Here is a 24163-nt window from a genome sequence, read left to right on the forward strand (position 1 = left end):
TAAAGAATGATTGATAGTATAATTAGTTTTTTTAAAAACGTGCCATATCTTAGCACACAAGCATATCACCGATTAAAATCACAGTGGGTATGGCTTGTCATACCATTTTTATCAAGCTTGGCATTGCTATTTTTATTAATGTTAATATTTAAAATAAAAGGCACTGAAGAACTAATTCAAGCTCGTGCCTATTTTAGATTGGCTGGGTTAACAACTTTTGCTTATATTTGGATTGCTGTATATCGAAGCTATAACACTTACAAAATTGATTACTTTACTGGTAAGCTATTTAACTTGAATCCAATATTTCAAAATGTTGTTATAGCAATCATTACGAGTATAACAATGTTTATAACTTTAATTATTATGATATATGCAACACCTGTTAATATTGAAAGTTCTATACCCTCTACGTTTTATTACGTTGTAATGTCGATGCTATTCATGATACTTGTATCGACAATATTAGGTCTTTCAGCTATTGTTCGTCGCAAAATCAATGTCATGTTTTATGTGATTTCATTAGTGATGTTTTTTATTGTTCCAATACTCTTTATACCAACAAGTAATACGACACTGATCTCGCACATATTAATGTTGAATCCACTATATTACCTTATTGAAGGTGTTTCACAGTCGGTCGTACTTGGTGCGTTAAGCTTGAATAATATACCTTATCATTTATATTATATATTATTTTTAGCAATACTTTGTGTAGTTATTTTTGCTAAATATCGAATAATGGCACACAGAAAATATTTGTACGCAATTCCTGATGAAACCATTGTTTCGCATTCAGATACAGATGAAAATATGATTGAAGCGGATGACTTAAACGAAAAAGATTAAAGATTATGGATTATTAATTAAACTAAAATAAGAAAAGAACTGGAAAGATTCGGTATCAATCAACGAATCTTTCCAGTTCTTATTGTATTTAGAGGTATTAAATTCTTTAACGTGTTACTTTGCAAATAATTTTTTCTGTAATTTATCTTCGCTAAAGACCCAGCCGATATAAGAATGATCGATAGTCATTTCATCGTCTAAATGGGCAATAGCTACAAAAGAATAATGTCCATTTTTTAAATAACGTAAATCAATTAATCTGATTTCGGTTGTTTCATCATCTAATTTTCTAGCTTCCCAACGATAAATAGTTGAGAAGTTAAGGAATGTTTTAATATTTTTATCACCTTCAACATATTGCATTAAATCATCACTTGGAAATGGGTGACGTTTTGATTTGTCACTAAATACAATGTTTCTACCAAAACTACGTCCCACATAATCATGTTCTTCAGTTTGTATTGCAACACGCCATTGCATGAAGCGAATTGTCGGAGCTACAAATACTTTTACTGGATTATGTTCTTGTTGAATTTGTTTTAGAGCTTGTTGTTTAATCACAGCTTGCATTCTAAAGCGAATGATATAATATACTACAAGAATAGCGATAATTGGGAAAAACACAAGATATGGATGAATCCCAACTAACCAAAGCAGTATTCCGATACACCACAAGATAAATATAATTGGATCAAACGTATTAATTACACTGAGTTGTATCCATTTGTTAGTAATAGGCCTTAGCGCTTGTGTACCATAAGAATTGAAAATATCTACAAACACATGTAGAAATACTGCAAGCTGAGCCCATAGCCAAACATGTGTTATATCAACGTTTTTGAAAAATGTAAAAATTAATAAAGTAATTAATAAAGGCCATAATATCGTAAAGGGTATTGAATGTGTAATACCTCTATGATTTGATATATAGGTAGCGTTATCTTTTAATTTAAAAACAGTGTCGCCATCAGGTATTAAAGAGCCAACTACTAATGTGGTAGCTGTGGCTACAAATGATCCTGCCATTGCCGGGTCTTGAGTAGCTAAAGCTGTTAAACCGATACCCATGACAATATGTGTGCCTGTATCCATAAGTATTCAACTCGTTTCATGTCAATAATATATATTCATTATAATCTAATATCATAAATAATAAAAATAACATACTAAAATTTATTTTGAAATTTTTAAGAATTACTAATAGAAAGAGATGTGTAAAATGTTTAATGAGTCAAAATTCAAGAATAATCTCGTTACATGGTTTGACGAACATCAACGTGAAATGCCCTGGAGAGAAACCTCTAATCCATATTATATATGGTTGAGTGAAGTAATGTTACAACAAACCCAAGTTAAAACGGTTATAGATTACTATCATAGATTCATTCATCGCTTCCCAACTATTACTGAGTTAAGTCAAGCACATGAAGATGAAGTGCTCAAATATTGGGAAGGCTTAGGCTATTATAGTAGAGCACGTAATTTTCACACGGCAATAAAAGAAGTACATGAAAGTTACAACGGTGTCGTACCAGACGAACCGGTGACATTTGGAAAGTTAAAAGGTGTAGGCCCTTATACACAAGCAGCAGTTATGAGTATTGCTTTCGACAAACCTTTAGCAACTGTGGATGGAAACGTCTTTAGAGTATGGTCACGACTAAACAATGATGAGAGAGATACGAAATTGCAATCAACACGTAAAGCATTTGAGAATGAATTACAACCATACGTTGAGCAAGATGCCGGTACATTTAACCAAGCAATGATGGAATTAGGTGCATTGGTATGTACACCGAAAGCTCCATTATGTTTATTCTGTCCGGTTCAAGATCATTGTGAAGCATTTGAACAAGGGACTGTTCAATCATTGCCTGTAAAAACAACAAAAGTTAAGAAGAAACATATAAAACAGCATGTTTATCTTCTTCAAAATGAAGATAATGCTTATTTAATTGAAAAACGTACACAAAAATTATTGAATAATATGTGGGAATTTCCAATGTACGAAGCAGAGGAAGATAAGCATATCAACACAGTATTAGGGACACAAGTGATATTTGATCAAACACCTGCATTTAAATTAAAACATCAATTTACACATATCACATGGGATATTGAAGTGTTTATATCTCAAGAAAATGTGCATAAAGATGACATTATTTTACCAGAGAATATGGTGTGGATGCAGTTAACAGAAAAAGAAGACTTTAATTTTCCTGTAAGTATGACAAAAATATATAATTTCATAACTAAACATTGTTAGATTCGGTGTTGTATCTTGAGGTATGTTATAATTCTATATGTGAAATTAAGAAAAGGTGGTGTGGAGCATGGTAAAAGAATCCATACCTAAAGAAGGTCAGACAATTAAGATTCAAAGTTATAAACATGATGGTAATATTCATCGTGTTTGGTCTGAAACTACTATATTAAAAGGTACGGAAGATGTTGTTATCGGTGGGAATGATCATACGCTCGTCACAGAAAGTGATAGTCGTACATGGATTACGAGAGAGCCTGCAATTGTATATTTTCATTCTGAATATTGGTTTAACGTGATATGTATGTTTAGAGAAGATGGCGTTTATTATTATTGTAATTTATCTTCACCATTTGTTTGTGATGAAGAAGCTTTAAAATATATCGATTACGATTTAGATATTAAAGTATATCCAAACGGTAAATATCATTTACTAGATGAAGATGAATACGAGCAGCATATGAAACAAATGAATTATTCATCTGATATCGACGTGATTTTAAGAAGAAATGTAGATATTTTACAGCAATGGATTGAACAGAAGAAAGGTCCGTTTGCTCCAGACTTTATTAAAGTTTGGCGAGAACGATACAAAAAAGTTAGAAATTATTAAGCAGATTTAATGTTTTTAATTTAATTATCATTTATAGTGATATGAATGTGAACAATACAAACAAGAAAAAATTAAGTTTGCTATAAAATATTCGTATTCGCAAATGAAATTGTCAAACAACTTTAGATAGTGCATAAATTAGCAGCCTAGTTGGACCATCAACATAGGCTGTTTCATTTGCAAATATAGTGTGGGGAGGAATCGTTTTATGATTCGCAGATATTTACAATTTGTTCGACCATATAAATGGCGAATCATTGCCACTATACTTGTAGGTATTCTAAAATTTGGTATTCCGATGCTGATTCCATTATTAATTAAATATGTCATTGACGATATTATCAATAATGGTGCGATAACAGTAGAAGAAAAAATCACAAAATTATTAGTTGCAATGGGTATAGCAGCGTTTATCTTTGTGATAGTAAGACCACCAATTGAGTTTTTAAGACAATATCTAGCACAGTGGACAAGTAACAAAATTTTATATGATATACGTAAAAAGCTTTATCATCATTTGCAAGCTTTGAGTTCAAGATTTTATGCGAATAACCAAGCAGGTCAAGTTATTTCAAGGGTTATTAATGATGTTGAGCAAACTAAAGACTTTATATTAACTGGTTTAATGAATATATGGCTTGACTGCATAACTATTATTATTGCATTAACTATTATGTTCTTCTTAGATGTCCAGTTAACTTTAGCCGCACTGATTATATTCCCTGTATATATTTTAACTGTGTATTTCTTCTTTGGTCGTTTGAGAAGTTTAACAAGAAAGAGATCACAAGCATTGGCAGAAGTACAAGGATTCTTACATGAACGTGTACAAGGGATGTCAGTTATAAAAAGTTTTGCGATTGAAGATAATGAAGCAGGAAACTTTGATAAACATAACCAAAATTTCTTACAAAGAGCGTTTAATCATACGCGTTGGAATGCTTATTCATTCTCAGCAATTAATACGGTTACAGACATTGGACCTTTAATCGTTATTGGTACAGGAGGGTTCTTAGCAATCAATGGATCAATAACAGTAGGTACTTTAGCTGCTTTCGTGGGCTATCTTGAACAACTATTTGGTCCTCTTCGTAGATTAGTTTCTTCATTTACAACATTGACACAAAGTTTTGCGTCAATGGACCGTGTATTCCAACTTTTAGATGAAGATTACGACATTAAAAATAAAAAAGGTGCACTGCCAATAGAAATAAAACAGGGACACATCGAATTAACTAATGTTAAGTTTAAATATGATCAAAATGAAGCAAATATCCTTAAAGATATTAATTTAGAAATTAATCAAGGTGAAACTGTGGCATTTGTTGGTATGAGTGGTGGAGGAAAATCTACTTTAATCAATTTAATACCTAGGTTCTATGATGTTACCGAAGGCGAAATAAAAATTGATGGTACCAATATCAAGTCATATTTAACAGGTAGCTTGAGAAGACAAATTGGCTTAGTTCAACAAGATAATATATTATTCTCGGATACAATTAAAGAAAATATATTATTAGGTAAACCAGATGCTTCAGATGAAGAAGTTATTAATGCTGCTAAAATGGCCAATGCGCATGATTTTATCATGGAATTATCTCAAGGTTACGATACAGAAGTAGGCGAAAGAGGGGTTAAACTCTCTGGTGGACAAAAACAACGTGTTTCTATTGCCCGTATTTTCCTAAATAATCCGCCAATTATTATTTTAGATGAAGCGACGAGCGCACTTGATTTAGAAAGTGAGTCTATTATTCAAGATGCCTTGAGTGTATTAAGTGCAAATCGTACAACACTGATTGTTGCACATAGATTATCTACAATCACACATGCTGATAAAATTGTTGTTGTAGAAAATGGTGAAATTGTTGAAAGTGGTTCACATTCAGCATTATTAGCTAAAAAAGGTGCATACGAACATCTATATAGTATTCAAAATTTATAGTCAGTAAATATTTAAAAGCGCACTCGGTATTTTAATGTATACTGAGTGCGCTTTTGTGTTAAACGATAAAAATACCCTCTGAGCAGATGGAAATTAAGCTCAAAGGGTATTTTATTTATAAATCGAAGTCTTCTTCTAGTATATCAATTTCATTATCATTTCGATGGTACGTGAAGAAACTAATACGTAGTCTATCTAAATGTTCTAAAATATAACGATATTCTTCAATTGCTGAAATAATTTGCATAATATTAGTATATGAGTACATTGATTGATAAGGATTTTGAATGATTTCTTTTTGAAATGCATCCATCAAATCTTTCTTCTGTGGATTTGAAATCTGACTATCAAGTTGATCTACATCATACCGTGCCTTTTTTGAAAGACTGATGAAGATTTGTTCGTGATATGCAATCAATGTGTCGATTTCTAATTTAATCTGCAAAAGTAATTCATTATTTAAATTATGAAGGTCATTTTGATAACGATTCATTTTTCTCAACACTTCATACGCTCTCCGAGTGCTACGGACTAATTCTTTAAAAAGAATTTTTTTCCTATTTTGTGCATACAGTTGCTTTTTAGTCCATGGTTTTTCTTCTGAATAATAACCTAAAGTTTCTTCGAGTTTATCAATACGAGTAACAATTAACCCTCTATCTTCTTTAATATGATGATACTCAGAGGTGTCATTTAAAACCAATTTAAACCATACAAAAATATCAGAACAGATATTCAATGAATTATAGTAAATTTTAGATTCAAATTTAGGTGGTAGAAATAAAAGGTTTACTGCTGAAGAACTAAGCACACCAACCATAACAAGTACAAATCTATAAAAGGCAGAAACATAAAAGTTACCAGTATGTTGTCCCATAATAATTAAAGCAGTTATACTTGCTAGCGTAGCAACATGTTCCAATTTGAAACGAAACAGGATTGCAATTAATAAAATTACTGTAACACCCATGATTACAATATTATTACCAAATATCGTAACCATCACTACTGCTAAAACAGCACCAACAAGGTTACCTATTGCTCGTTCCCCAATTGTTTTTATTGAACGAAAAACACTTGGTTGCATTGCAATGACAGCACTGACTGCAGCAATGGCTTTTAAACCAGCTTCATCAGGTAATAGAGAAGCGATAAACAAAGCAAGTATAATTGCGATACCTGTTTTGAGAATACGGGCTCCTAATTTCAAATGTACCGCTCCTTAATATATTTAATAAAATAATGTTTATACTTGTTATACAACGATTGGGTGTAAAATTCAAGTTTATACCATTTGACTAAATGCATAATCTACCGCTTTTAATGTTGAATCAATGTCTTCATCCGTATGTTCAGTAGTTAAAAACCAAGCTTCAAATTTAGAAGGAGCAAGATTAATACCTTGGTTTAGCATTAATTTAAAGAATTTAGCAAATGCGTCTCCATCAGTATTTTCAGCCTGAGTATAATTTTCTACTGTTTCATCTGTAAAATATAATGTTAGGGCACCATACACTCTATTTACTGTAGCAGTAATATTATGTTTTTTAATTAATGAAAGCAAACCATCCTCTAAACGTTTACCTAATGCATCTAATTTTTCATAAACGCCATCTTGCTCTAATACTTCTAGAAGTGCAATACCAGCTTTCATGGATAGTGGGTTTCCTGCCATGGTACCAGCTTGGTATGCTGGACCTAAAGGTGCTACTTGTTCCATAATATCTTGCTTTCCTCCATATCCACCTATAGGTAAACCGCCACCAACAATTTTACCGAAGGCTGTTAAATCAGGATATACATTATAAAGATCTTGTGCGCCACCGTAATGGAAACGGAATGCTGTAATGACTTCATCATATATAACTAAGCTTCCATTATTATGAGTAAGTTCATTTACTTGTTCTAAGAAACCAGGTTTAGGTTTAACCATGCCAAAATTACCAACAATAGGTTCAACCAATACGGCAGCAATATCTTCACCCCAATAGTCAATAGCTTCCTTATAAGCATCAATATCATTGAAAGGAACTGTGATTACTTCTTGAGCGACACTTTCAGGAACACCAGCAGAATCAGGTGAACCTAGTTGAGAAGGCCCACTACCCGCAGCAACTAAAACTAAATCAGAGTGACCGTGATACTGACCAGCAAATTTGATAATTTTAGTTCTTTTAGTATAAGCACGGGCGACACGGATTGTAGTCATAACTGATTCTGTACCTGAATTAACAAATCTAATCTTTTCTAATGAAGGCATAGCATCACGTAATTTTTTAGCAAATTCAATTTCTAGTTCTGTAGGCGTACCATATAATACACCTTGTGCAGCCTGTTCTTGAATAGCTTTAGTAATATGTGGATGTGCATGACCAGTAATAATAGGGCCATAAGCTTGTAAATAATCAATGTACTTATTTCCATCTACATCAAACAAATATGCACCTTGACCAGAGCGCATCATAACTGGTGCGCCACCGCCAACTGCCTTATATGAGCGAGAGGGTGAATTGACTCCTCCTAGAATATACTCATTAGATAATTTTTGAAGTTTTTCACTTTCAGTAAATTTCATACATATCAACCTCTTTTAATTTAATAATTTCGTCTATTATCGTATCATAAAATTAAGAATAAAAAGGAATAGGGTGAGTTAAATGTTAAGAAAAGGCGATCAATTTCCATCATTTAAACTAGAAAATCAAAAGGGAGAGTTTATTTCTAATGAATCTATAAAAGGAAGTAAAGCTGTACTTTACTTTTATCCAAGAGATAATACACCTACATGTACTACTGAAGCATGTGATTTTAGAGATAATTTAGCAATCTTTAATGATTTAAATGCCAAAGTGTATGGTATTAGTGGAGATAGTAAAAAGAAACACGAAAATTTCAGCCAAAAACTAGATCTAAACTTTGATTTATTAGTGGACGAGAATTATGAACTGTCAGAAGAAGTGGGTGTCTATCAATTGAAGAAATCATTTGGTAAAGAATCGATGGGGATTGTAAGAACTACATTTGTTATTGATGAAGATGGTATTATAATAGATGTAATTGAAAAAGTTAAAGTTAAAACACAAATGGATGAACTAAAAGAAATCTTGGGGTGAACATAGATGAAAGCTGTCAGTTTGAAACGAATGGGAGATTTAGAATCTAAATTAATAGAAGCATATCCAGCTGTCGAATTTGTATTTACAAAGGGTGTTTCTGAAATAGAAGAACAAGATAAGAAAGATTTAGATATAATATTCGGCTATGATGGTAAACTTAATCAATCATTTTTAGAAAATTGTCCAAACCTTAAATGGATGGCATGGTATTCAACAGGTGTGAATAGTTTACCTTTAGATTATATTGATAAACATAATATATTACTTACTAATGGTAAAGGTATACATGCCAAGCAAATGTCAGAATTTATTATAGCTTATATACTAGATGACTATAAAAAAATGAGGACTTCCTATATTAATCAACAAAATAGATATTATGATTCAAAACTTACGGGCTCAAGAGTGAGTGGAGAAACAATTTTATTTCTAGGTACAGGAAGTATCGCTCAATATACGACAAATATTGCAAACGCAATGAATATGAAAGTCATTGGTATCAATACAAATGGTCATTCAGTAGAGGGATTTAGTAAAACCTTCGCATTAAATGAACTTTCTAATGCTTTAACCGAAGCGGACATAATTGTTAACACGCTACCTGAAACTGAGCAGACTATACACCTCATAACAAAAGCGCATTTCGAATTAATGAATGAAACAACATTATTTATAAATGTAGGCAGAGGGACAATTGTTGATGAAAGTGTATTAATTGAAGCTTTAAAAGAAAAACAAATTAGACACGCATATATAGACGTGTTCGAAAATGAGCCTTTAAATCCAAGTAATGAATTATATTCATTAGATAATATTACTATTACTGCCCATATCACAGGTAACGGCAAAGAAAATATGAGTGAGGTTACGGATATATTCATTAAAAATCTCAACCATTTTCTCAATAAGGGGTTTTTAATTGAGAATGAAGTGGATCCTAAACAAGGCTATTAAAGACTTTTAAGCAATGAAGATTGACATTTCACACATCAAACAGTTATATTTATATTAAGTAATAATTATTCTTAAATAGAAAGATGGTGAGTGAAATGAGTGCAGAGATGGAAACAGTTGAACATCAACTAGAACATTCAATTGCGTCTTTAAGAAATAACGGTATTAGAATAACACCTCAACGACAAGCAATATTGAAATTTTTAATTGCTTCAGAGACACATCCTACAGCCGATGAGATTTATCAAGCACTTTCACCTGATTTTCCAAATATAAGTGTTGCTACAATATATAATAATTTACGTGTTTTTAAAGATATTGGTATAGTAAAAGAATTACCATACGGAGATTCTTCAAGCCGTTTTGACTTCAGTACACATAATCATTATCACGTTATCTGTGATAATTGTGGAAAAATAGTGGATTTCCATTATCCACAACTTGATGAAGTAGAACAATTAGCGCAGCACGTAACAGACTTTAATGTAACGCATCACCGTATGGAAATATATGGGTTATGCAAAGACTGCCAAGATAAAAGAAACAGCCAATAGAAGAAAGAAAACATTATCTAGTATCTAGTTATACTAATGATATAAGAAAAGGGAAAACTCATTTTTAAAACAAATGAGTTTTCCTTTTTCTTTGTTCTTACTTCTTTATATTGAATATGTTGAATGATGCTAAACTAGAAAAGTTGAGTACATACGGTAGTGGTGCCGTTTCTTATTGGTATGCATTCTAGTTCCTTCTATAGATAACAGAAGGTAAAACAACTTCATTAAGTTAAGAAATATGCCGATATATTTACACTAAATAAACTTTTAATACATAAAAACAATAAATAGACATCACAAAGGTAAAATTTAACTAAAAAGATTGCTGAAAATTATTGACGGTTGTGAATAAACTTGATATTATAAAAAAGTCGTCGAAACAAGACACAATAGCAAAACAACCGAGTCAACGAAGTTTTTACAAAGTGTAAATTTGACACTTGTTAAATCAGTTAAAAGGATATACAATATTAAATGTTGAGTTAAAAACGCAACAAACTTAATAAATAAAAAAAGAAATTTATTATTGACTTAACAAAAACTTAATGTTATAATTATTTCTTGTAACGCATTAACGCAGTAATGAACATTGAAAACTGAATTGCAATATGTCAACGTTAATTCCGAACGCAACATTAAATTGTTGGTTCAAACGTGTTAGAGATAACACACAAATTAGTATTTTATGAGCTAATCAAACATCATAATTCATTTATGGAGAGTTTGATCCTGGCTCAGGATGAACGCTGGCGGCGTGCCTAATACATGCAAGTCGAGCGAACAGATAAGGAGCTTGCTCCTTTGAAGTTAGCGGCGGACGGGTGAGTAACACGTGGGTAACCTACCTATAAGACTGGAATAACTTCGGGAAACCGGAGCTAATGCCGGATAACATTTGGAACCGCATGGTTCTAAAGTAAAAGATGGTTTTGCTATCACTTATAGATGGACCCGCGCCGTATTAGCTAGTTGGTAAGGTAACGGCTTACCAAGGCAACGATACGTAGCCGACCTGAGAGGGTGATCGGCCACACTGGAACTGAGACACGGTCCAGACTCCTACGGGAGGCAGCAGTAGGGAATCTTCCGCAATGGACGAAAGTCTGACGGAGCAACGCCGCGTGAGTGATGAAGGTTTTCGGATCGTAAAACTCTGTTATTAGGGAAGAACAAATGTGTAAGTAACTGTGCACATCTTGACGGTACCTAATCAGAAAGCCACGGCTAACTACGTGCCAGCAGCCGCGGTAATACGTAGGTGGCAAGCGTTATCCGGAATTATTGGGCGTAAAGCGCGCGTAGGCGGTTTCTTAAGTCTGATGTGAAAGCCCACGGCTCAACCGTGGAGGGTCATTGGAAACTGGGAAACTTGAGTACAGAAGAGGAAAGTGGAATTCCATGTGTAGCGGTGAAATGCGCAGAGATATGGAGGAACACCAGTGGCGAAGGCGACTTTCTGGTCTGTAACTGACGCTGATGTGCGAAAGCGTGGGGATCAAACAGGATTAGATACCCTGGTAGTCCACGCCGTAAACGATGAGTGCTAAGTGTTAGGGGGTTTCCGCCCCTTAGTGCTGCAGCTAACGCATTAAGCACTCCGCCTGGGGAGTACGACCGCAAGGTTGAAACTCAAAGGAATTGACGGGGACCCGCACAAGCGGTGGAGCATGTGGTTTAATTCGAAGCAACGCGAAGAACCTTACCAAATCTTGACATCCTTTGAAAACTCTAGAGATAGAGCCTTCCCCTTCGGGGGACAAAGTGACAGGTGGTGCATGGTTGTCGTCAGCTCGTGTCGTGAGATGTTGGGTTAAGTCCCGCAACGAGCGCAACCCTTAAACTTAGTTGCCAGCATTTAGTTGGGCACTCTAGGTTGACTGCCGGTGACAAACCGGAGGAAGGTGGGGATGACGTCAAATCATCATGCCCCTTATGATTTGGGCTACACACGTGCTACAATGGACAATACAAAGGGCAGCTAAACCGCGAGGTCATGCAAATCCCATAAAGTTGTTCTCAGTTCGGATTGTAGTCTGCAACTCGACTACATGAAGCTGGAATCGCTAGTAATCGTAGATCAGCATGCTACGGTGAATACGTTCCCGGGTCTTGTACACACCGCCCGTCACACCACGAGAGTTTGTAACACCCGAAGCCGGTGGAGTAACCATTTATGGAGCTAGCCGTCGAAGGTGGGACAAATGATTGGGGTGAAGTCGTAACAAGGTAGCCGTATCGGAAGGTGCGGCTGGATCACCTCCTTTCTAAGGATATATTCGGAACATCTTCCTTGAGAAGATGAAGAGGAATGACATTGACATATTGCATTCAGTTTTGAATGCTCATTACGAGTATTCAACATCGAAATGGGCCTATAGCTCAGCTGGTTAGAGCGCACGCCTGATAAGCGTGAGGTCGGTGGTTCGAGTCCACTTAGGCCCACCATTTAGAATTTTATAAGCACTATGGGGGCTTAGCTCAGATGGGAGAGCGCCTGCTTTGCACGCAGGAGGTCAGCGGTTCGATCCCGCTAGTCTCCACCATAAAGAATTTAATTTGTACATTGAAAACTAGATATGTAAGTAAAATTTATGATTTTACCAAGCAAAACCGAGTGAATTAGAGTTTTAAAAAGCTTGAATTCAAAAAATAGAAATAATCGCTAGTGTTCGAAAGAACACTCACAGATTAATAACATTTTAGGTTTTCAACCGATTTTATCGTGTTGAAGGTCGAAAAGATTAAGTTATTAAGGGCGCACGGTGGATGCCTTGGCACTAGAAGCCTACGAAGGACGTTACTAACGACGATATGCTTTGGGGAGCTGTAAGTAAGCTTTGATCCAGAGATTTCCGAATGGGGAAACCCAACACGAGTTATGTCGTGTTATCGATATGTGAATACATAGCATATCTGAAGGCAGACGCGGGGAACTGAAACATCTTAGTACCCGCAGGAAGAGAAAGAAAAATCGATTCCCTGAGTAGCGGCGAGCGAAACGGGAAGAGCCCAAACCAACGAGCTTGCTTGTTGGGGTTGTAGGACACTCTATACGGAGTTACAAAAGAACAAATTAGACGAATCATCTGGAAAGATGAATCAAAGAAGGTAATAATCCTGTAGTCGAAAGTTTGTTCACTCTTGAGTGGATCCTGAGTACGACGGAACACGAGAAATTCCGTCGGAATCCGGGAGGACCATCTCCCAAGGCTAAATACTCTCTAGTGACCGATAGTGAACCAGTACCGTGAGGGAAAGGTGAAAAGTACCCCGGAAGGGGAGTGAAATAGAACTTGAAACCGTGTGCTTACAAGTAGTCAGAGCCCGTTAATGGGTGATGGCGTGCCTTTTGTAGAATGAACCGGCGAGTTACGATTTGATGCAAGGTTAAGCAGTTAATGTGGAGCCGTAGCGAAAGCGAGTCTGAATAGGGCGTTGAGTATTTGGTCGTAGACCCGAAACCAGGTGATCTACCCATGACCAGGCTGAAGTTCAGGTAACACTGAATGGAGGGCCGAACCGACTTACGTTGAAAAGTGAGCGGATGAGTTGTGGGTAGCGGAGAAATTCCAATCGAACCTGGAGATAGCTGGTTCTCTCCGAAATAGCTTTAGGGCTAGCCTTAAGTAATGATTATTGGAGGTAGAGCACTGTTTGGACGAGGGGCCCTTATCGGGTTACCGAATTCAGACAAACTCCGAATGCCAATCAATTTTATCTTAGGAGTTAGAACGCGGGTGATAAGGTCCGTGTTCGAAAGGGAAACAGCCCAGACCACCAGCTAAGGTCCCAAAATATATGTTAAGTGGAAAAGGATGTGGCGTTGCCCAGACAACTAGTATGTTGGCTTAGAAGCAGCCATCATTTAAAGAGTGCGTAATAGCTCACTAGTCGAGTGACACTGCGCCGAAAATGTACCGGGGCTAAACATATTACCGAAGCTGTGGATTGTCCGTAAGGACAGTGGTAGGAGAGCGTTCTAAGGGCGTTGAAGCATGATCGCAAGGACATGTGGAGCGCTTAGAAGTGAGAATGCCGGTGTGAGTAGCGAAAGACGGGTGAGAATCCCGTCCACCGATTGACTAAGGTTTCCAGAGGAAGGCTCGTCCGCTCTGGGTTAGTCGGGTCCTAAGCTGAGGCCGATAGGCGTAGGCGATGGATAACAGGTTGATATTCCTGTACCACCAAATTTCGTTTTAAGCGATGGGGGGACGCAGTAGGATAGGCGAAGCGTACTATTGGATTGTACGTCCAAGCAATGAGACTGAGTGTTAGGCAAATCCGGCACTCTTAAGGTCAAGTTGTGATGGGGAGAGGAAATTGTTTCCTCGAGTCGTTGATTTCACACTGCCAAGAAAAGCCTCTAGCTAGAATTTTGGTGCCCGTACCGCAAACCGACACAGGTAGTCAAGATGAGAATTCTAAGGTGAGCGAGCGAACTCTCGTTAAGGAACTCGGCAAAATGACCCCGTAACTTCGGGAGAAGGGGTGCTCTTTAGGGTTAACGCCCAGGAGAGCCGCAGTGAATAGGCCCAAGCGACTGTTTATCAAAAACACAGGTCTCTGCTAAACCGTAAGGTGATGTATAGGGGCTGACGCCTGCCCGGTGCTGGAAGGTTAAGAGGAGTGGTTAGCTTCGGCGAAGCTACGAATCGAAGCCCCAGTAAACGGCGGCCGTAACTATAACGGTCCTAAGGTAGCGAAATTCCTTGTCGGGTAAGTTCCGACCCGCACGAAAGGCGTAACGATTTGGGCACTGTCTCAACGAGAGACTCGGTGAAATCATAGTACCTGTGAAGATGCAGGTTACCCGCGACAGGACGGAAAGACCCCGTGGAGCTTTACTGTAGTCTGATATTGAAATTCGGTACAACTTGTACAGGATAGGTAGGAGCCTTTGAAACGTGAGCGCCAGCTTACGTCGAGGCGTTGGTGGGATACTACCCTTGCTGTGTTGGATTTCTAACCCGCACCATTTATCATGGTGGGAGACAGTGTCAGATGGACAGTTTGACTGGGGCGGTCGCCTCCTAAAGAGTAACGGAGGCGCTCAAAGGTTTCCTCAGAATGGTTGGAAATCATTCATAGAGTGTAAAGGCATAAGGAAGCTTGACTGCGAGACTTACAAGTCGAGCAGGGTCGAAAGACGGACTTAGTGATCCGGTGGTTCCGCATGGAAGGGCCATCGCTCAACGGATAAAAGCTACCCCGGGGATAACAGGCTTATCTCCCCCAAGAGTTCACATCGACGGGGAGGTTTGGCACCTCGATGTCGGCTCATCGCATCCTGGGGCTGTAGTCGGTCCCAAGGGTTGGGCTGTTCGCCCATTAAAGCGGTACGCGAGCTGGGTTCAGAACGTCGTGAGACAGTTCGGTCCCTATCCGTCGTGGGCGCAGGAAATTTGAGAGGAGCTGTCCTTAGTACGAGAGGACCGGGATGGACATACCTCTGGTGTACCAGTTGTCGTGCCAACGGCATCGCTGGGTAGCTATGTATGGACGGGATAAGTGCTGAAAGCATCTAAGCATGAAGCCCCCCTCAAGATGAGATTTCCCAACTTCGGTTATAAGATCCCTCAAAGATGATGAGGTTAATAGGTTCGAGGTGGAAGCATAGCGATATGTGGAGCTGACGAATACTAATCGATCGAAGACTTAATCAAATTTAAAAGTGTTTTGTTTGGCATTATCAAATTTTACTTACTATCTAGTTTTGAATGTATAATTTTTTATATATTTCATTGTCTGGTGACAATGGCAAGGAGGTCACACCTGTTCCCATGCCGAACACAGTAGTTAAGCTCCTTAGCGCCGATGGTAGTCGGACTTACGTTCCGCAAGAGTAGGACGTTGCCAGGCAATTTTATACGGAGGATTAGCTCAGCTGGGAGAGCATCTGCCTTACAAGCAGAGGGTCGGCGGTTCGAACCCGTCATCCTCCACCATTTATTTTTAATAGCCGGCCTAGCTCAACTGGTAGAGCAACTGACTTGTAATCAGTAGGTTGGGGGTTCAAGTCCTCTGGCCGGCACCATGTTTTGAGCCATTAGCTCAGTTGGTAGAGCATCTGACTTTTAATCAGAGGGTCAGTGGTTCGAGCCCACTATGGCTCACCATTATTTTAATATCGCGGGTGTGGCGGAACTGGCAGACGCACTAGACTTAGGATCTAGCGCCTCACGGCGTGGGGGTTCGACTCCCTTCACCCGCATATGCAGAAGTAGTTCAGCGGTAGAATACGACCTTGCCAAGGTCGGGGTCGCGGGTTCGAATCCCGTCTTCTGCTCCATTATTTTGCCGGGGTGGCGGAACTGGCAGACGCACAGGACTTAAAATCCTGCGGTGAGAGATCACCGTACCGGTTCGATTCCGGTTCTCGGCATTATCCCATAAAAATAGAATTATGCGCCCGTAGCTCAACTGGATAGAGTACTTGACTACGAATCAAGAGGTTACAGGTTCGACCCCTGTCGGGCGCACTATTTTACGGGAAGTAGCTCAGCTTGGTAGAGCACTTGGTTTGGGACCAAGGGGTCGCAGGTTCGAATCCTGTCTTCCCGATATCCTTAAAATAATATGGGGGCTTAGCTCAGATGGGAGAGCGCCTGCTTTGCACGCAGGAGGTCAGCGGTTCGATCCCGCTAGTCTCCACCATATATTTAAATGCAATCTAAATTACAACGGCGGCGTAGCTCAGCTGGCTAGAGCGTACGGTTCATACCCGTGAGGTCGGGGGTTCGATCCCCTCCACCGCCACTAATTATTAGTTGTAAATTATATTTAGGACCTTTAGCTCAGTTGGTTAGAGCTAACGGCTCATAACCGTTCGGTCGCAGGTTCGAATCCTGCAAGGTCCATATAATTTTTTTGGAGGAATACCCAAGTTCGGCTGAAGGGATCGGTCTTGAAAACCGACAGGAGCTTAACGGCTCGCGGGGGTTCGAATCCCTCTTCCTCCGCCATTTTTATAATAATTGAATATAATTTATTTACCTAATATTTTTGGAGGAATACCCAAGCCCGGCTGAAGGGATCGGTCTTGAAAACCGACAGGGGCTTAACGGCCCGCGGGGGTTCGAATCCCTCTTCCTCCGCCATTAATATTATTACCGCGGGATGGAGCAGCGGTAGCTCGTCGGGCTCATAACCCGAAGGTCGGTGGTTCAAATCCGCCTCCCGCAATTTTATATTTTAGGTCCCGTAGTGTAGCGGTTAACACGCCTGCCTGTCACGCAGGAGATCGTGGGTTCGAATCCCATCGGGACCGCCATTATTGTTATGGTTCAGTAGCTCAGTTGGTAGAGCAATGGATTGAAGCTCCATGTGTCGGCAGTTCGACTCTGTCCTGAATCATTTTAATGCAAGCCGGCCTAGCTCAACTGGTAGAGCAACTGACTTGTAATCAGTAGGTTGGGGGTTCAAGTCCTCTGGCCGGCACCATCTTTTTGGAGGGGTAGCGAAGTGGCTAAACGCGGCGGACTGTAAATCCGCTCCTTCGGGTTCGGCAGTTCGAATCTGCCCCCCTCCACCATATAACTTTAATTTAATAGGGGCATATTTCAACGGTAGAATACAGGTCTCCAAAACCTTTGATGTGGGTTCGATTCCTACTGCCCCTGCCATGGCGGTTGTGGTGAAGTGGTTAACACATCGGATTGTGGTTCCGACACTCGTGGGTTCGATCCCCACCATCCGCCCTTTGTATTTTTGGGCTATAGCCAAGCGGTAAGGCAACGGACTTTGACTCCGTCACTCGTTGGTTCGAATCCAGCTAGCCCAGTTTTTATTGGCGGCATAGCCAAGTGGTAAGGCAGAGGTCTGCAAAACCTCTATCACCGGTTCAAATCCGGTTGCCGCCTCCATCAATATGCGGGAGTAGTTCAATTCTTAGAACACGTTCCTTCCCGGAACGAGGTATAGGTGTAAGTCCTATCTTCCGCTCCAAATTTAATTATATCCCATGCGGGAGTAGTTCAACTTTTAGAACACGTTCCTTCCCGGAACGAGGTATAGGTGTAAGTCCTATCTTCCGCTCCAAATTTAATATTATTTTCATGCGGGAGTAGTTCAACTTTTAGAACACGTTCCTTCCCGGAATGAGGTATAGGTGTAAGTCCTATCTTCCGCTCCATTGATACTTCCACATAGGGAGTTTTTTATTTATTTAATTGGGCCGGCGTGGCGGAATTGGCAGACGCGCGGGACTCAAAATCCCGTTCCATTGATTTGGAGTGTCGGTTCGATCCCGACCGCCGGTATATATAACGTACTTAGATGTACATGTTAAGCAATCTCATAAGATGGGGTTGCTTTTTTATGTTTAAAGTTTGTTAAATGCTAATGCCTTTAATTATTTACTCAATTGCTTAATATCACTTTATAACATAGGCTATGCAATATTAATATAATTAAAGTAAATATTGTAGTTTTTGGTAAAGTATAATATTATTAGTCTAATGTTATATTTGGAGGAAAATTCAATGGTTAAAACTAAATCAACCAAAATTAAAACAACTAAACCAAATGGAAGGCAATTTTTTGCTAATATCTTACAAGCTGTTGGTGCAGGGGTAGTTATTGCGTTAATACCTAATGCATTATTAGGTGAACTATTAAAGTTCTTTAAAGAAGGTAATGAATTATTAGAAACAATATATCAATTAGTAGTTTTGATTCAATCATTTATGGCTTTTATTATAGGTGTGTTAGCTGCACATCAATTTAAATTTAATGGTGCAGGGGCTACGATGATAGGTGTTTCTGCTATGTTAGGTAGTGGAGCTGTTAAAATTACTCCTGATGGATTTATACTAAATGGTATTGGTGATATTATTAATACTATTTTGGTTGTAATTATTGCTTGCTTTTTATACTTAATATTACAGAATAAATTGGGTTCATTAGAAATGATCTTGTTACCAGTCATTATTCCTGTAGTAAGCGGGATTATTGGTCTATATACATTAGGCTATGTATCTAATGTTACAAAAGGTTTAGGTCATATAGTGCATTCATTCACTGAACTCAATCCATTATTGATGTCAGTGTTAATATGTGTGACTTATTCATTGCTGATGGTAACGCCAATATCGGTTGTAGCTATTGCAACAGCTATTAGTCTATCTGGACTAGGTAGTGGTGCAGCTAATATGGGAATTGTTGCAGCCTGTGTTACATTCCTATTTGGATCAATAAGAGTTAATGGTGCTGGTGTGAATCTTGTATTAATTATTGGTGCAGCTAAGATGATGATACCTGTCTATTTCAGACATTTAATTATCGCGATACCTTTAACAATTAATGGTATTATAGGTGGCTTGATTGCTTACTTTATTGGTATTGAAGGTACACCGATGTCAGCTGGTTTTGGTTATACCGGACTTGTAGGACCAATTAACGCCTTTAACCGTATGTCTGGAGATCCAACAATGAATATCATATTATTAATTTTTGGTTATTTCATTATTCCTTTTGTTGCAGCATTTTTTGTTCATGAGTTATGTAAAAAATTCATTGGTAAATATACTGATGACATATACAGTTTTGAAATTCCTAAACAGTAATTTTAATTGACCTAATGTATATTAGGTCTTTTTTTATACATAAATAATGCATATTTTGTCTTTTCTATAAAAAAATCACTATTATAGATAGCTTTTGTATAAAAAGTTATTGAATAATATTACGTTATTATGTATAATAATTAATTATATAGAGAGGGGTTAACCAAGATGAAACACACTATTAAACTATTTATGGTCTTTATTATATTTATTAGCGCCATAATTACATACATAAATCCTGATGCTCAAGCAGCAGAAGAAGATCAATGGGATAAAATTAAAGAACGTGGAGAATTGAGAGTAGGTTTATCTGCAGATTATGCACCTTATGAATTTGAACATAATGTGAATGGTAAATCTGAATATGCCGGTATTGATATTGATTTGGCAAAGAAAATTGCAAAGGACAATGATGTAAAGCTAAAAATTGTTAATATGCAATTTGATAGTTTGTTAGGAGCAATTAAAACTGGGAAAATCGATTTAATCATTTCTGGAATGACACCAACACCTGAACGTGAAAAAGAGGTAGATTTCTCAAATCCATATATGACGGTTGAACAAAAAATGATTGTTAAAAAGTCTGAGGCAGATAGATTTCAAAATATAGATGATTTTGCTAATCAAAAAATTGGTGTACAAAAACAAACACAACAAGAAAAAATTGCTCAAACAGAAATTGAAAATGCACAGATACAATCTTTAACGAGAGTACCTGAAGTAATCATGTCATTAAAGAGTGGCAAAATAAACGGGATGGTTATTGAAGGACCAGTTGCAGAAGCTTACTTGAAACAAAATGAAGATTTAGCATTTGCAGATGACGTGAAATTTAATGAAGGTACGAAACAAACAGCAATTGCAGTACCTAAAAATTCCCCTGAATTAATGGAAAGACTTAATGCTACTATTAAAGATGTTGAAGATAAAGGTTTACTAGCAGATTATAAAGCATCAGCTGCAGAAGCAATGAAAAAGGACGAAGGAAATTTCTTTACTAAATATGGAAACTTCTTTATAAAAGGTATTCAAAATACGATACTCATTTCAATTGTGGGAGTAGTGCTAGGTGCAGTGTTTGGTGCATTTATTGCGTTATTAAAACTAAGTAAAGTTAGAGTTTTAAGATGGTTAGCTTCCGCCTATATTGAATTCTTAAGAGGCACACCATTGCTCGTGCAAGTATTTTTAGTTTATTTCGGTACAACTGCAGTATTAGGTTTAAATATTTCTGCATTAATTTGTGGTATGATCGCGCTTGTAATTAACTGTTCTGCATATATTGCTGAAATTATTAGAGCCGGTATAAATGCAGTAGATAAAGGACAAACTGAAGCTGCACGTAGTTTAGGATTATCTTATGGCCAAACTATGAAATCAGTTATATTACCACAAGCTATTAAAAATATTTTACCTGCCTTAGGTAATGAGTTTGTAACAGTAATTAAAGAATCTTCTATAGTATCTGTAATCGGTGTTAGTGAAATTATGTTTAATGCACAAGTTGTTCAAGGTGCCTCATTTGATCCGTTCACACCATTGATCATAGCAGCTATACTGTATTTTATTCTCACATTTACATTATCTAGAATTATGTATTTCTTTGAAGGGAGATTGAAAGTTAGTGATTAATATTAAAAACTTATACAAGTCATTTGGTAAAAATGAAGTTCTAAAAGGTATTGATTTTACTGTAAATCAAGGCGAAGTAGTAGCAATCATAGGTCCTTCAGGTAGTGGGAAAAGTACCTTACTGCGTTGCATGAATCTACTAGAGACGCCAACAAGTGGTGAAGTTATATTTAAAGACAATAATTTAACGAGTAAAGATACAGAATTAGAAAAATTGCGTCAACAAATGGGGATGGTATTTCAAAATTTCAATTTATTTCCGCATAAAAAAGTAATAGATAATGTTATTTTAGCGCCTAGTTTATTAAAAAAAGGGAATCAAAATGACTTGAAAAAAGAGGCCCAGTTGTTATTAGAAAAAGTGGGTCTAGAGGATAAATCTGATGCATATCCAGCACAATTATCTGGTGGTCAAAAGCAAAGGGTAGCAATTGCTAGAGCATTAGCGATGAACCCTGAAGTTCTATTGTTTGATGAGCCGACATCAGCGCTTGATCCAGAGGTTGTAGGAGACGTATTGAAAGTTATGAAAGATCTAGCTAAAGAGGGTATGACAATGGTAGTTGTAACCCATGAAATGCATTTTGCTAGAGATGTAAGTGATAAAGTAGTATTTATGGCTGATGGTGTCATCGTTGAGTCTGGGACACCAGAAGAAGTCTTTGACCACCAACAACATGAAAGAACGAAAAACTTCTTATCAAGAGTTTTGTAATTATTTAATAATAAGACTGAATTGGTAACATAGGATTGTTTAAAATCAATCTTATGTTATTGATTTGGTCTTTTAATTTTTTATATTTAAATTATAATAAAAGTATTATAGCTAATACTCTAAAGCCATACGAATGTGTTAAACTGTAGAATGTATGTTTTTAAGGTGGGGTGTATGAAAATGGATTTAAACCAATTAAAACAAGATGTTATAGACTATGCCCATTCAATTGGTATTGATAGTATTGGTTTTACGACAGCTGATCCTTTCGATGAAATGAAGCAAAAGTTAGTGGATTATCATGCAAAAGGTTATGCATCTGGTTTTGAAGAATCTGATATAGAGTTAAGAACAGAACCGAAATTAAACTTGCCAACAGCGAGATCTATTATAGCAATCGGCGTTGGTTATCCAAATAAATTAAAAGGTGCGCCTAAAAGTGTCCGTGGAGACAGAAGAGGTATGTTTGCCAGAGCTTCTTGGGGGCAAGATTATCATACTATTATGAGAAAACGGTTAGATAAATTAGGTGAGTATTTACAATCTAGAGTAGAAGACGTTGAAATTAAATCAATGGTAGATACGGGAGCATTATCTGATCGTGCTGTAGCAGAACGTGCAGGGCTTGGGTTTGTAGGAAGAAATGGCTTTGTCATCAATCCTGACCTTGGCACATGGACGTATTTAGGCGAGATGCTAGTTAGTATACCTTTTGCTCCTGATGACCCGTTAATCGATAGCTGTGGCGATTGTACGATTTGTGTCGATCGTTGTCCAACAGGAGCACTCGTTGGAGATGGACAGTTAAATAGTCAGAAATGTATTAGTTTTTTAACTCAGACGAAAGGCTATCTCGAAGATGAATATCGTTATAAAATTGGTAATAGACTTTATGGATGTGATACATGTCAACAAGTGTGCCCGAAAAATAAAGGGATTAACACACAACATGACGATATAGTATTAGAACCTGAAATTTTAAAACCAAGACTCGTGCCTTTATTAAAAATGAGTAATAAAGAATTTAAAAATACTTATGGTCATTTAGCAGGAGCATGGAGAGGTAAGAAACCGATTCAACGTAATGCAATTATTGCTTTAGCACATTTTAAAGAAGAAACAGCAATACCAGAATTACAAGATGTTGCGTTAGATGATCCAAGACCTATGATCAGAGCTACAGCATATTGGGCGATAGGACAAATTCAAGGCGAGGCTGCTAGACCATTTGTTGAACAACATTATGAAAATGAACTAGAAGAGGTTCAAATTGAAATGTTAAAAGGACTTGAAACGAGGAGCGAAAAATAGAATGACAAATCACATAGTATTATATCAACCACAGATACCAGGTAATACAGGCAGTATAGCAAGAACATGTGCAGGCACATATACACATTTACACTTGATTAAGCCACTTGGTTTCAGTACAGATGACAAGATGTTAAAGCGTGCTGGATTAGATTATTGGGAAACTGTTAATATTACTTATCATGAAAGTATCGAAGACTTTTTTGAAGCAACAGAGGGCACTTATTATTTATTAACTAAATTTGGAAAGAAAACATATTCAGATTTTGATTTTACTGATACTGCTCATGATCATTTCTTTATTTTCGGACGTGAAACGACAGGATTACCTGACTGGGTGAAAGAAACGTATCAAGAAACGGCATTACGTATTCCTATGAATGATAATATTAGATCATTAAACTTATCTAATACAGCATCATTACTTATTTACGAAGCATTACGACAACAAAGTTTTCCAGAATTACATTAATAAATGCGCTAAATGAATGAAAATAATGTGGTAGATTTGTATAATAGAGATAAGTCTTATAACTTAGCATTTAGTTAATTAAATTGATACATTAGTGATGTTGTGGTTTATCTCCATTACATCAAGGGTATTAATAAAAATAATGCTAGAACGCGTCTTAATAAAAAAGAGGA

General features: G+C 37.2%; 15 protein-coding genes, 28 tRNA genes and 3 rRNA genes. 43 read left to right on the top strand and 3 right to left on the bottom strand.

Annotated elements, in window-relative coordinates; genetic code table 11:
• The first annotated feature begins 6 nt into the window (after nucleotides 1-6).
• A complete protein-coding gene (locus tag PYW44_RS04900) occupies nucleotides 7-849 on the top strand; it encodes a hypothetical protein (protein ID WP_002507219.1) in 843 nt (280 codons plus the stop codon).
• Nucleotides 850-963: 114 nt separating this feature from the next.
• On the opposite strand, the gene PYW44_RS04905 is transcribed toward PYW44_RS04900, so the two are convergent.
• Nucleotides 964-1941 carry a metal-dependent hydrolase gene (locus PYW44_RS04905; protein WP_021339813.1) on the bottom strand — a complete coding sequence of 326 codons (978 nt, stop codon included), beginning with the start codon at nucleotides 1939-1941 and terminating at the stop codon, nucleotides 964-966.
• 127 nt (nucleotides 1942-2068) lie between these two features.
• Between PYW44_RS04905 and mutY the strand changes: the two genes are divergently transcribed.
• The 3 genes from mutY (at nucleotide 2069) to PYW44_RS04920 (ending at nucleotide 5670) form a co-directional block, all read left to right on the top strand.
• Nucleotides 2069-3115 (top strand): A/G-specific adenine glycosylase, encoded by a 1047-nt coding sequence (gene mutY, locus PYW44_RS04910; RefSeq protein ID WP_002507221.1) that lies wholly within the window; start codon nucleotides 2069-2071, stop codon nucleotides 3113-3115.
• A 67-nt stretch (nucleotides 3116-3182) separates the two neighbouring features.
• Complete coding sequence (gene ntdP, locus PYW44_RS04915) at nucleotides 3183-3725, top strand: nucleoside tri-diphosphate phosphatase (RefSeq protein WP_002507222.1); 543 nt, start codon at nucleotides 3183-3185, stop codon at nucleotides 3723-3725.
• Between the two features lie 208 nt (nucleotides 3726-3933).
• Nucleotides 3934-5670, top strand: a complete 1737-nt coding sequence (locus tag PYW44_RS04920; RefSeq protein WP_002507223.1) for an ABC transporter ATP-binding protein — start codon at nucleotides 3934-3936, stop codon at nucleotides 5668-5670.
• Nucleotides 5671-5785: 115 nt separating this feature from the next.
• Here the strand turns inward: PYW44_RS04920 and PYW44_RS04925 are convergent, their stop codons facing one another.
• Complete coding sequence (locus PYW44_RS04925) at nucleotides 5786-6880, bottom strand: FUSC family protein (protein ID WP_002512520.1); 1095 nt, start codon at nucleotides 6878-6880, stop codon at nucleotides 5786-5788.
• Between the two features lie 75 nt (nucleotides 6881-6955).
• On the bottom strand, nucleotides 6956-8245 hold the full coding sequence (locus PYW44_RS04930) for a glutamate-1-semialdehyde 2,1-aminomutase (RefSeq protein ID WP_002507225.1): 1290 nt from the start codon (nucleotides 8243-8245) through the stop codon (nucleotides 6956-6958).
• An 82-nt stretch (nucleotides 8246-8327) separates the two neighbouring features.
• Here PYW44_RS04930 and PYW44_RS04935 point away from each other — a divergent pair, with 82 nt between their 5' ends.
• The 39 genes from PYW44_RS04935 to trmL all read left to right on the top strand — a co-directional run bounded on the left by PYW44_RS04935 (nucleotide 8328) and on the right by trmL (nucleotide 23990).
• Entirely contained in the window at nucleotides 8328-8783 is a 456-nt protein-coding gene (locus PYW44_RS04935) for a peroxiredoxin (RefSeq protein ID WP_002507226.1), read from the top strand.
• Between the two features lie 6 nt (nucleotides 8784-8789).
• Entirely contained in the window at nucleotides 8790-9740 is a 951-nt protein-coding gene (locus tag PYW44_RS04940; protein WP_002507227.1) for a phosphoglycerate dehydrogenase, read from the top strand.
• Nucleotides 9741-9835: 95 nt separating this feature from the next.
• The gene (gene perR / locus PYW44_RS04945; RefSeq protein ID WP_002512518.1) at nucleotides 9836-10294 is read left to right on the top strand and encodes a peroxide-responsive transcriptional repressor PerR; all 459 of its coding nucleotides are present in this window, start codon (nucleotides 9836-9838) and stop codon (nucleotides 10292-10294) included.
• A 714-nt stretch (nucleotides 10295-11008) separates the two neighbouring features.
• Nucleotides 11009-12561 (top strand): 16S ribosomal RNA (locus tag PYW44_RS04950).
• Nucleotides 12562-12665: 104 nt separating this feature from the next.
• Nucleotides 12666-12742 (top strand) — tRNA-Ile (locus tag PYW44_RS04955).
• Between the two features lie 22 nt (nucleotides 12743-12764).
• Nucleotides 12765-12840 (top strand) — tRNA-Ala (locus PYW44_RS04960).
• A gap of 196 nt (nucleotides 12841-13036) precedes the next feature.
• Nucleotides 13037-15960: ribosomal RNA gene (locus tag PYW44_RS04965) — 23S ribosomal RNA — on the top strand.
• A gap of 81 nt (nucleotides 15961-16041) precedes the next feature.
• A 5S ribosomal RNA gene (gene rrf / locus PYW44_RS04970) occupies nucleotides 16042-16156 on the top strand.
• Together the 16S, 23S and 5S rRNA genes with 28 tRNA genes alongside form the textbook arrangement of a ribosomal RNA operon.
• A 10-nt stretch (nucleotides 16157-16166) precedes the next feature.
• A tRNA-Val gene (locus PYW44_RS04975) sits at nucleotides 16167-16242 on the top strand.
• Nucleotides 16243-16255: 13 nt separating this feature from the next.
• A tRNA-Thr gene (locus PYW44_RS04980) sits at nucleotides 16256-16331 on the top strand.
• A 6-nt stretch (nucleotides 16332-16337) separates the two neighbouring features.
• Nucleotides 16338-16413: transfer RNA gene (locus tag PYW44_RS04985), tRNA-Lys, on the top strand.
• Between the two features lie 13 nt (nucleotides 16414-16426).
• Nucleotides 16427-16508 (top strand) — tRNA-Leu (locus PYW44_RS04990).
• 3 nt (nucleotides 16509-16511) lie between these two features.
• A tRNA-Gly gene (locus PYW44_RS04995) sits at nucleotides 16512-16586 on the top strand.
• A gap of 7 nt (nucleotides 16587-16593) precedes the next feature.
• A tRNA-Leu gene (locus PYW44_RS05000) sits at nucleotides 16594-16679 on the top strand.
• Nucleotides 16680-16702: 23 nt separating this feature from the next.
• Nucleotides 16703-16776 (top strand) — tRNA-Arg (locus PYW44_RS05005).
• Between the two features lie 8 nt (nucleotides 16777-16784).
• Nucleotides 16785-16858 (top strand) — tRNA-Pro (locus tag PYW44_RS05010).
• A 17-nt stretch (nucleotides 16859-16875) separates the two neighbouring features.
• Nucleotides 16876-16951: transfer RNA gene (locus tag PYW44_RS05015), tRNA-Ala, on the top strand.
• A gap of 28 nt (nucleotides 16952-16979) precedes the next feature.
• A tRNA-Met gene (locus PYW44_RS05020) sits at nucleotides 16980-17053 on the top strand.
• A gap of 27 nt (nucleotides 17054-17080) precedes the next feature.
• Nucleotides 17081-17154: transfer RNA gene (locus tag PYW44_RS05025), tRNA-Ile, on the top strand.
• A 12-nt stretch (nucleotides 17155-17166) separates the two neighbouring features.
• Nucleotides 17167-17259, top strand: a tRNA-Ser gene (locus PYW44_RS05030).
• Between the two features lie 42 nt (nucleotides 17260-17301).
• Nucleotides 17302-17394 (top strand) — tRNA-Ser (locus PYW44_RS05035).
• Nucleotides 17395-17407: 13 nt separating this feature from the next.
• Nucleotides 17408-17479 (top strand) — tRNA-Met (locus tag PYW44_RS05040).
• 12 nt (nucleotides 17480-17491) lie between these two features.
• Nucleotides 17492-17567, top strand: a tRNA-Asp gene (locus PYW44_RS05045).
• Nucleotides 17568-17577: 10 nt separating this feature from the next.
• Nucleotides 17578-17650 (top strand) — tRNA-Phe (locus PYW44_RS05050).
• An 11-nt stretch (nucleotides 17651-17661) separates the two neighbouring features.
• Nucleotides 17662-17737: transfer RNA gene (locus PYW44_RS05055), tRNA-Thr, on the top strand.
• Nucleotides 17738-17744: 7 nt separating this feature from the next.
• A tRNA-Tyr gene (locus PYW44_RS05060) sits at nucleotides 17745-17828 on the top strand.
• A gap of 17 nt (nucleotides 17829-17845) precedes the next feature.
• Nucleotides 17846-17919, top strand: a tRNA-Trp gene (locus PYW44_RS05065).
• 2 nt (nucleotides 17920-17921) lie between these two features.
• Nucleotides 17922-17994, top strand: a tRNA-His gene (locus PYW44_RS05070).
• An 11-nt stretch (nucleotides 17995-18005) separates the two neighbouring features.
• A tRNA-Gln gene (locus PYW44_RS05075) sits at nucleotides 18006-18077 on the top strand.
• 8 nt (nucleotides 18078-18085) lie between these two features.
• Nucleotides 18086-18159 (top strand) — tRNA-Cys (locus PYW44_RS05080).
• 7 nt (nucleotides 18160-18166) lie between these two features.
• Nucleotides 18167-18241 (top strand) — tRNA-Gly (locus tag PYW44_RS05085).
• Between the two features lie 18 nt (nucleotides 18242-18259).
• A tRNA-Gly gene (locus PYW44_RS05090) sits at nucleotides 18260-18334 on the top strand.
• Nucleotides 18335-18353: 19 nt separating this feature from the next.
• Nucleotides 18354-18428 (top strand) — tRNA-Gly (locus tag PYW44_RS05095).
• A gap of 41 nt (nucleotides 18429-18469) precedes the next feature.
• Nucleotides 18470-18555 (top strand) — tRNA-Leu (locus PYW44_RS05100).
• A 222-nt stretch (nucleotides 18556-18777) separates the two neighbouring features.
• Nucleotides 18778-19860, top strand: coding sequence for a PTS sugar transporter subunit IIC (locus PYW44_RS05105; RefSeq protein ID WP_002507229.1), 1083 nt, complete (start codon nucleotides 18778-18780; stop codon nucleotides 19858-19860).
• 168 nt (nucleotides 19861-20028) lie between these two features.
• Complete coding sequence (locus PYW44_RS05110; RefSeq protein WP_021339991.1) at nucleotides 20029-21492, top strand: ABC transporter substrate-binding protein/permease; 1464 nt, start codon at nucleotides 20029-20031, stop codon at nucleotides 21490-21492.
• A complete protein-coding gene (locus PYW44_RS05115) occupies nucleotides 21485-22207 on the top strand; it encodes an amino acid ABC transporter ATP-binding protein (protein ID WP_002507231.1) in 723 nt (240 codons plus the stop codon). Before PYW44_RS05110 ends, PYW44_RS05115 begins: the two co-directional genes overlap by 8 nt.
• A 180-nt stretch (nucleotides 22208-22387) precedes the next feature.
• Nucleotides 22388-23518 (top strand): tRNA epoxyqueuosine(34) reductase QueG, encoded by a 1131-nt coding sequence (gene queG, locus PYW44_RS05120; RefSeq protein ID WP_031266153.1) that lies wholly within the window; start codon nucleotides 22388-22390, stop codon nucleotides 23516-23518.
• 1 nt (nucleotide 23519) lies between these two features.
• A complete protein-coding gene (trmL, locus tag PYW44_RS05125; RefSeq protein WP_002507233.1) occupies nucleotides 23520-23990 on the top strand; it encodes a tRNA (uridine(34)/cytosine(34)/5-carboxymethylaminomethyluridine(34)-2'-O)-methyltransferase TrmL in 471 nt (156 codons plus the stop codon).
• Nucleotides 23991-24163 lie beyond the last annotated feature (173 nt).

The organism is Staphylococcus equorum (assembly GCF_029024965.1).
Lineage (GTDB): Bacteria > Bacillota > Bacilli > Staphylococcales > Staphylococcaceae > Staphylococcus > Staphylococcus equorum.

What these genes read in the sequence shown, in the direction of transcription:
- PYW44_RS05105 (WP_002507229.1), top strand. Translation starts at nt 18,778, where the DNA reads ATGGTTAAAACTAAATCAACCAAAATTAAAACAACTAAACCAAATGGA.
- trmL (WP_002507233.1), top strand. Translation starts at nt 23,520, where the DNA reads ATGACAAATCACATAGTATTATATCAACCACAGATACCAGGTAATACA.
- PYW44_RS04940 (WP_002507227.1), top strand. Translation starts at nt 8,790, where the DNA reads ATGAAAGCTGTCAGTTTGAAACGAATGGGAGATTTAGAATCTAAATTA.
- mutY (WP_002507221.1), top strand. Translation starts at nt 2,069, where the DNA reads ATGTTTAATGAGTCAAAATTCAAGAATAATCTCGTTACATGGTTTGAC.
- PYW44_RS04930 (WP_002507225.1), bottom strand. Translation starts at nt 8,245, where the DNA reads ATGAAATTTACTGAAAGTGAAAAACTTCAAAAATTATCTAATGAGTAT.
- PYW44_RS04900 (WP_002507219.1), top strand. Translation starts at nt 7, where the DNA reads ATGATTGATAGTATAATTAGTTTTTTTAAAAACGTGCCATATCTTAGC.
- PYW44_RS04905 (WP_021339813.1), bottom strand. Translation starts at nt 1,941, where the DNA reads ATGGATACAGGCACACATATTGTCATGGGTATCGGTTTAACAGCTTTA.
- PYW44_RS05110 (WP_021339991.1), top strand. Translation starts at nt 20,029, where the DNA reads ATGAAACACACTATTAAACTATTTATGGTCTTTATTATATTTATTAGC.
- ntdP (WP_002507222.1), top strand. Translation starts at nt 3,183, where the DNA reads ATGGTAAAAGAATCCATACCTAAAGAAGGTCAGACAATTAAGATTCAA.
- PYW44_RS04935 (WP_002507226.1), top strand. Translation starts at nt 8,328, where the DNA reads ATGTTAAGAAAAGGCGATCAATTTCCATCATTTAAACTAGAAAATCAA.
- PYW44_RS04920 (WP_002507223.1), top strand. Translation starts at nt 3,934, where the DNA reads ATGATTCGCAGATATTTACAATTTGTTCGACCATATAAATGGCGAATC.
- perR (WP_002512518.1), top strand. Translation starts at nt 9,836, where the DNA reads ATGAGTGCAGAGATGGAAACAGTTGAACATCAACTAGAACATTCAATT.
- queG (WP_031266153.1), top strand. Translation starts at nt 22,388, where the DNA reads ATGGATTTAAACCAATTAAAACAAGATGTTATAGACTATGCCCATTCA.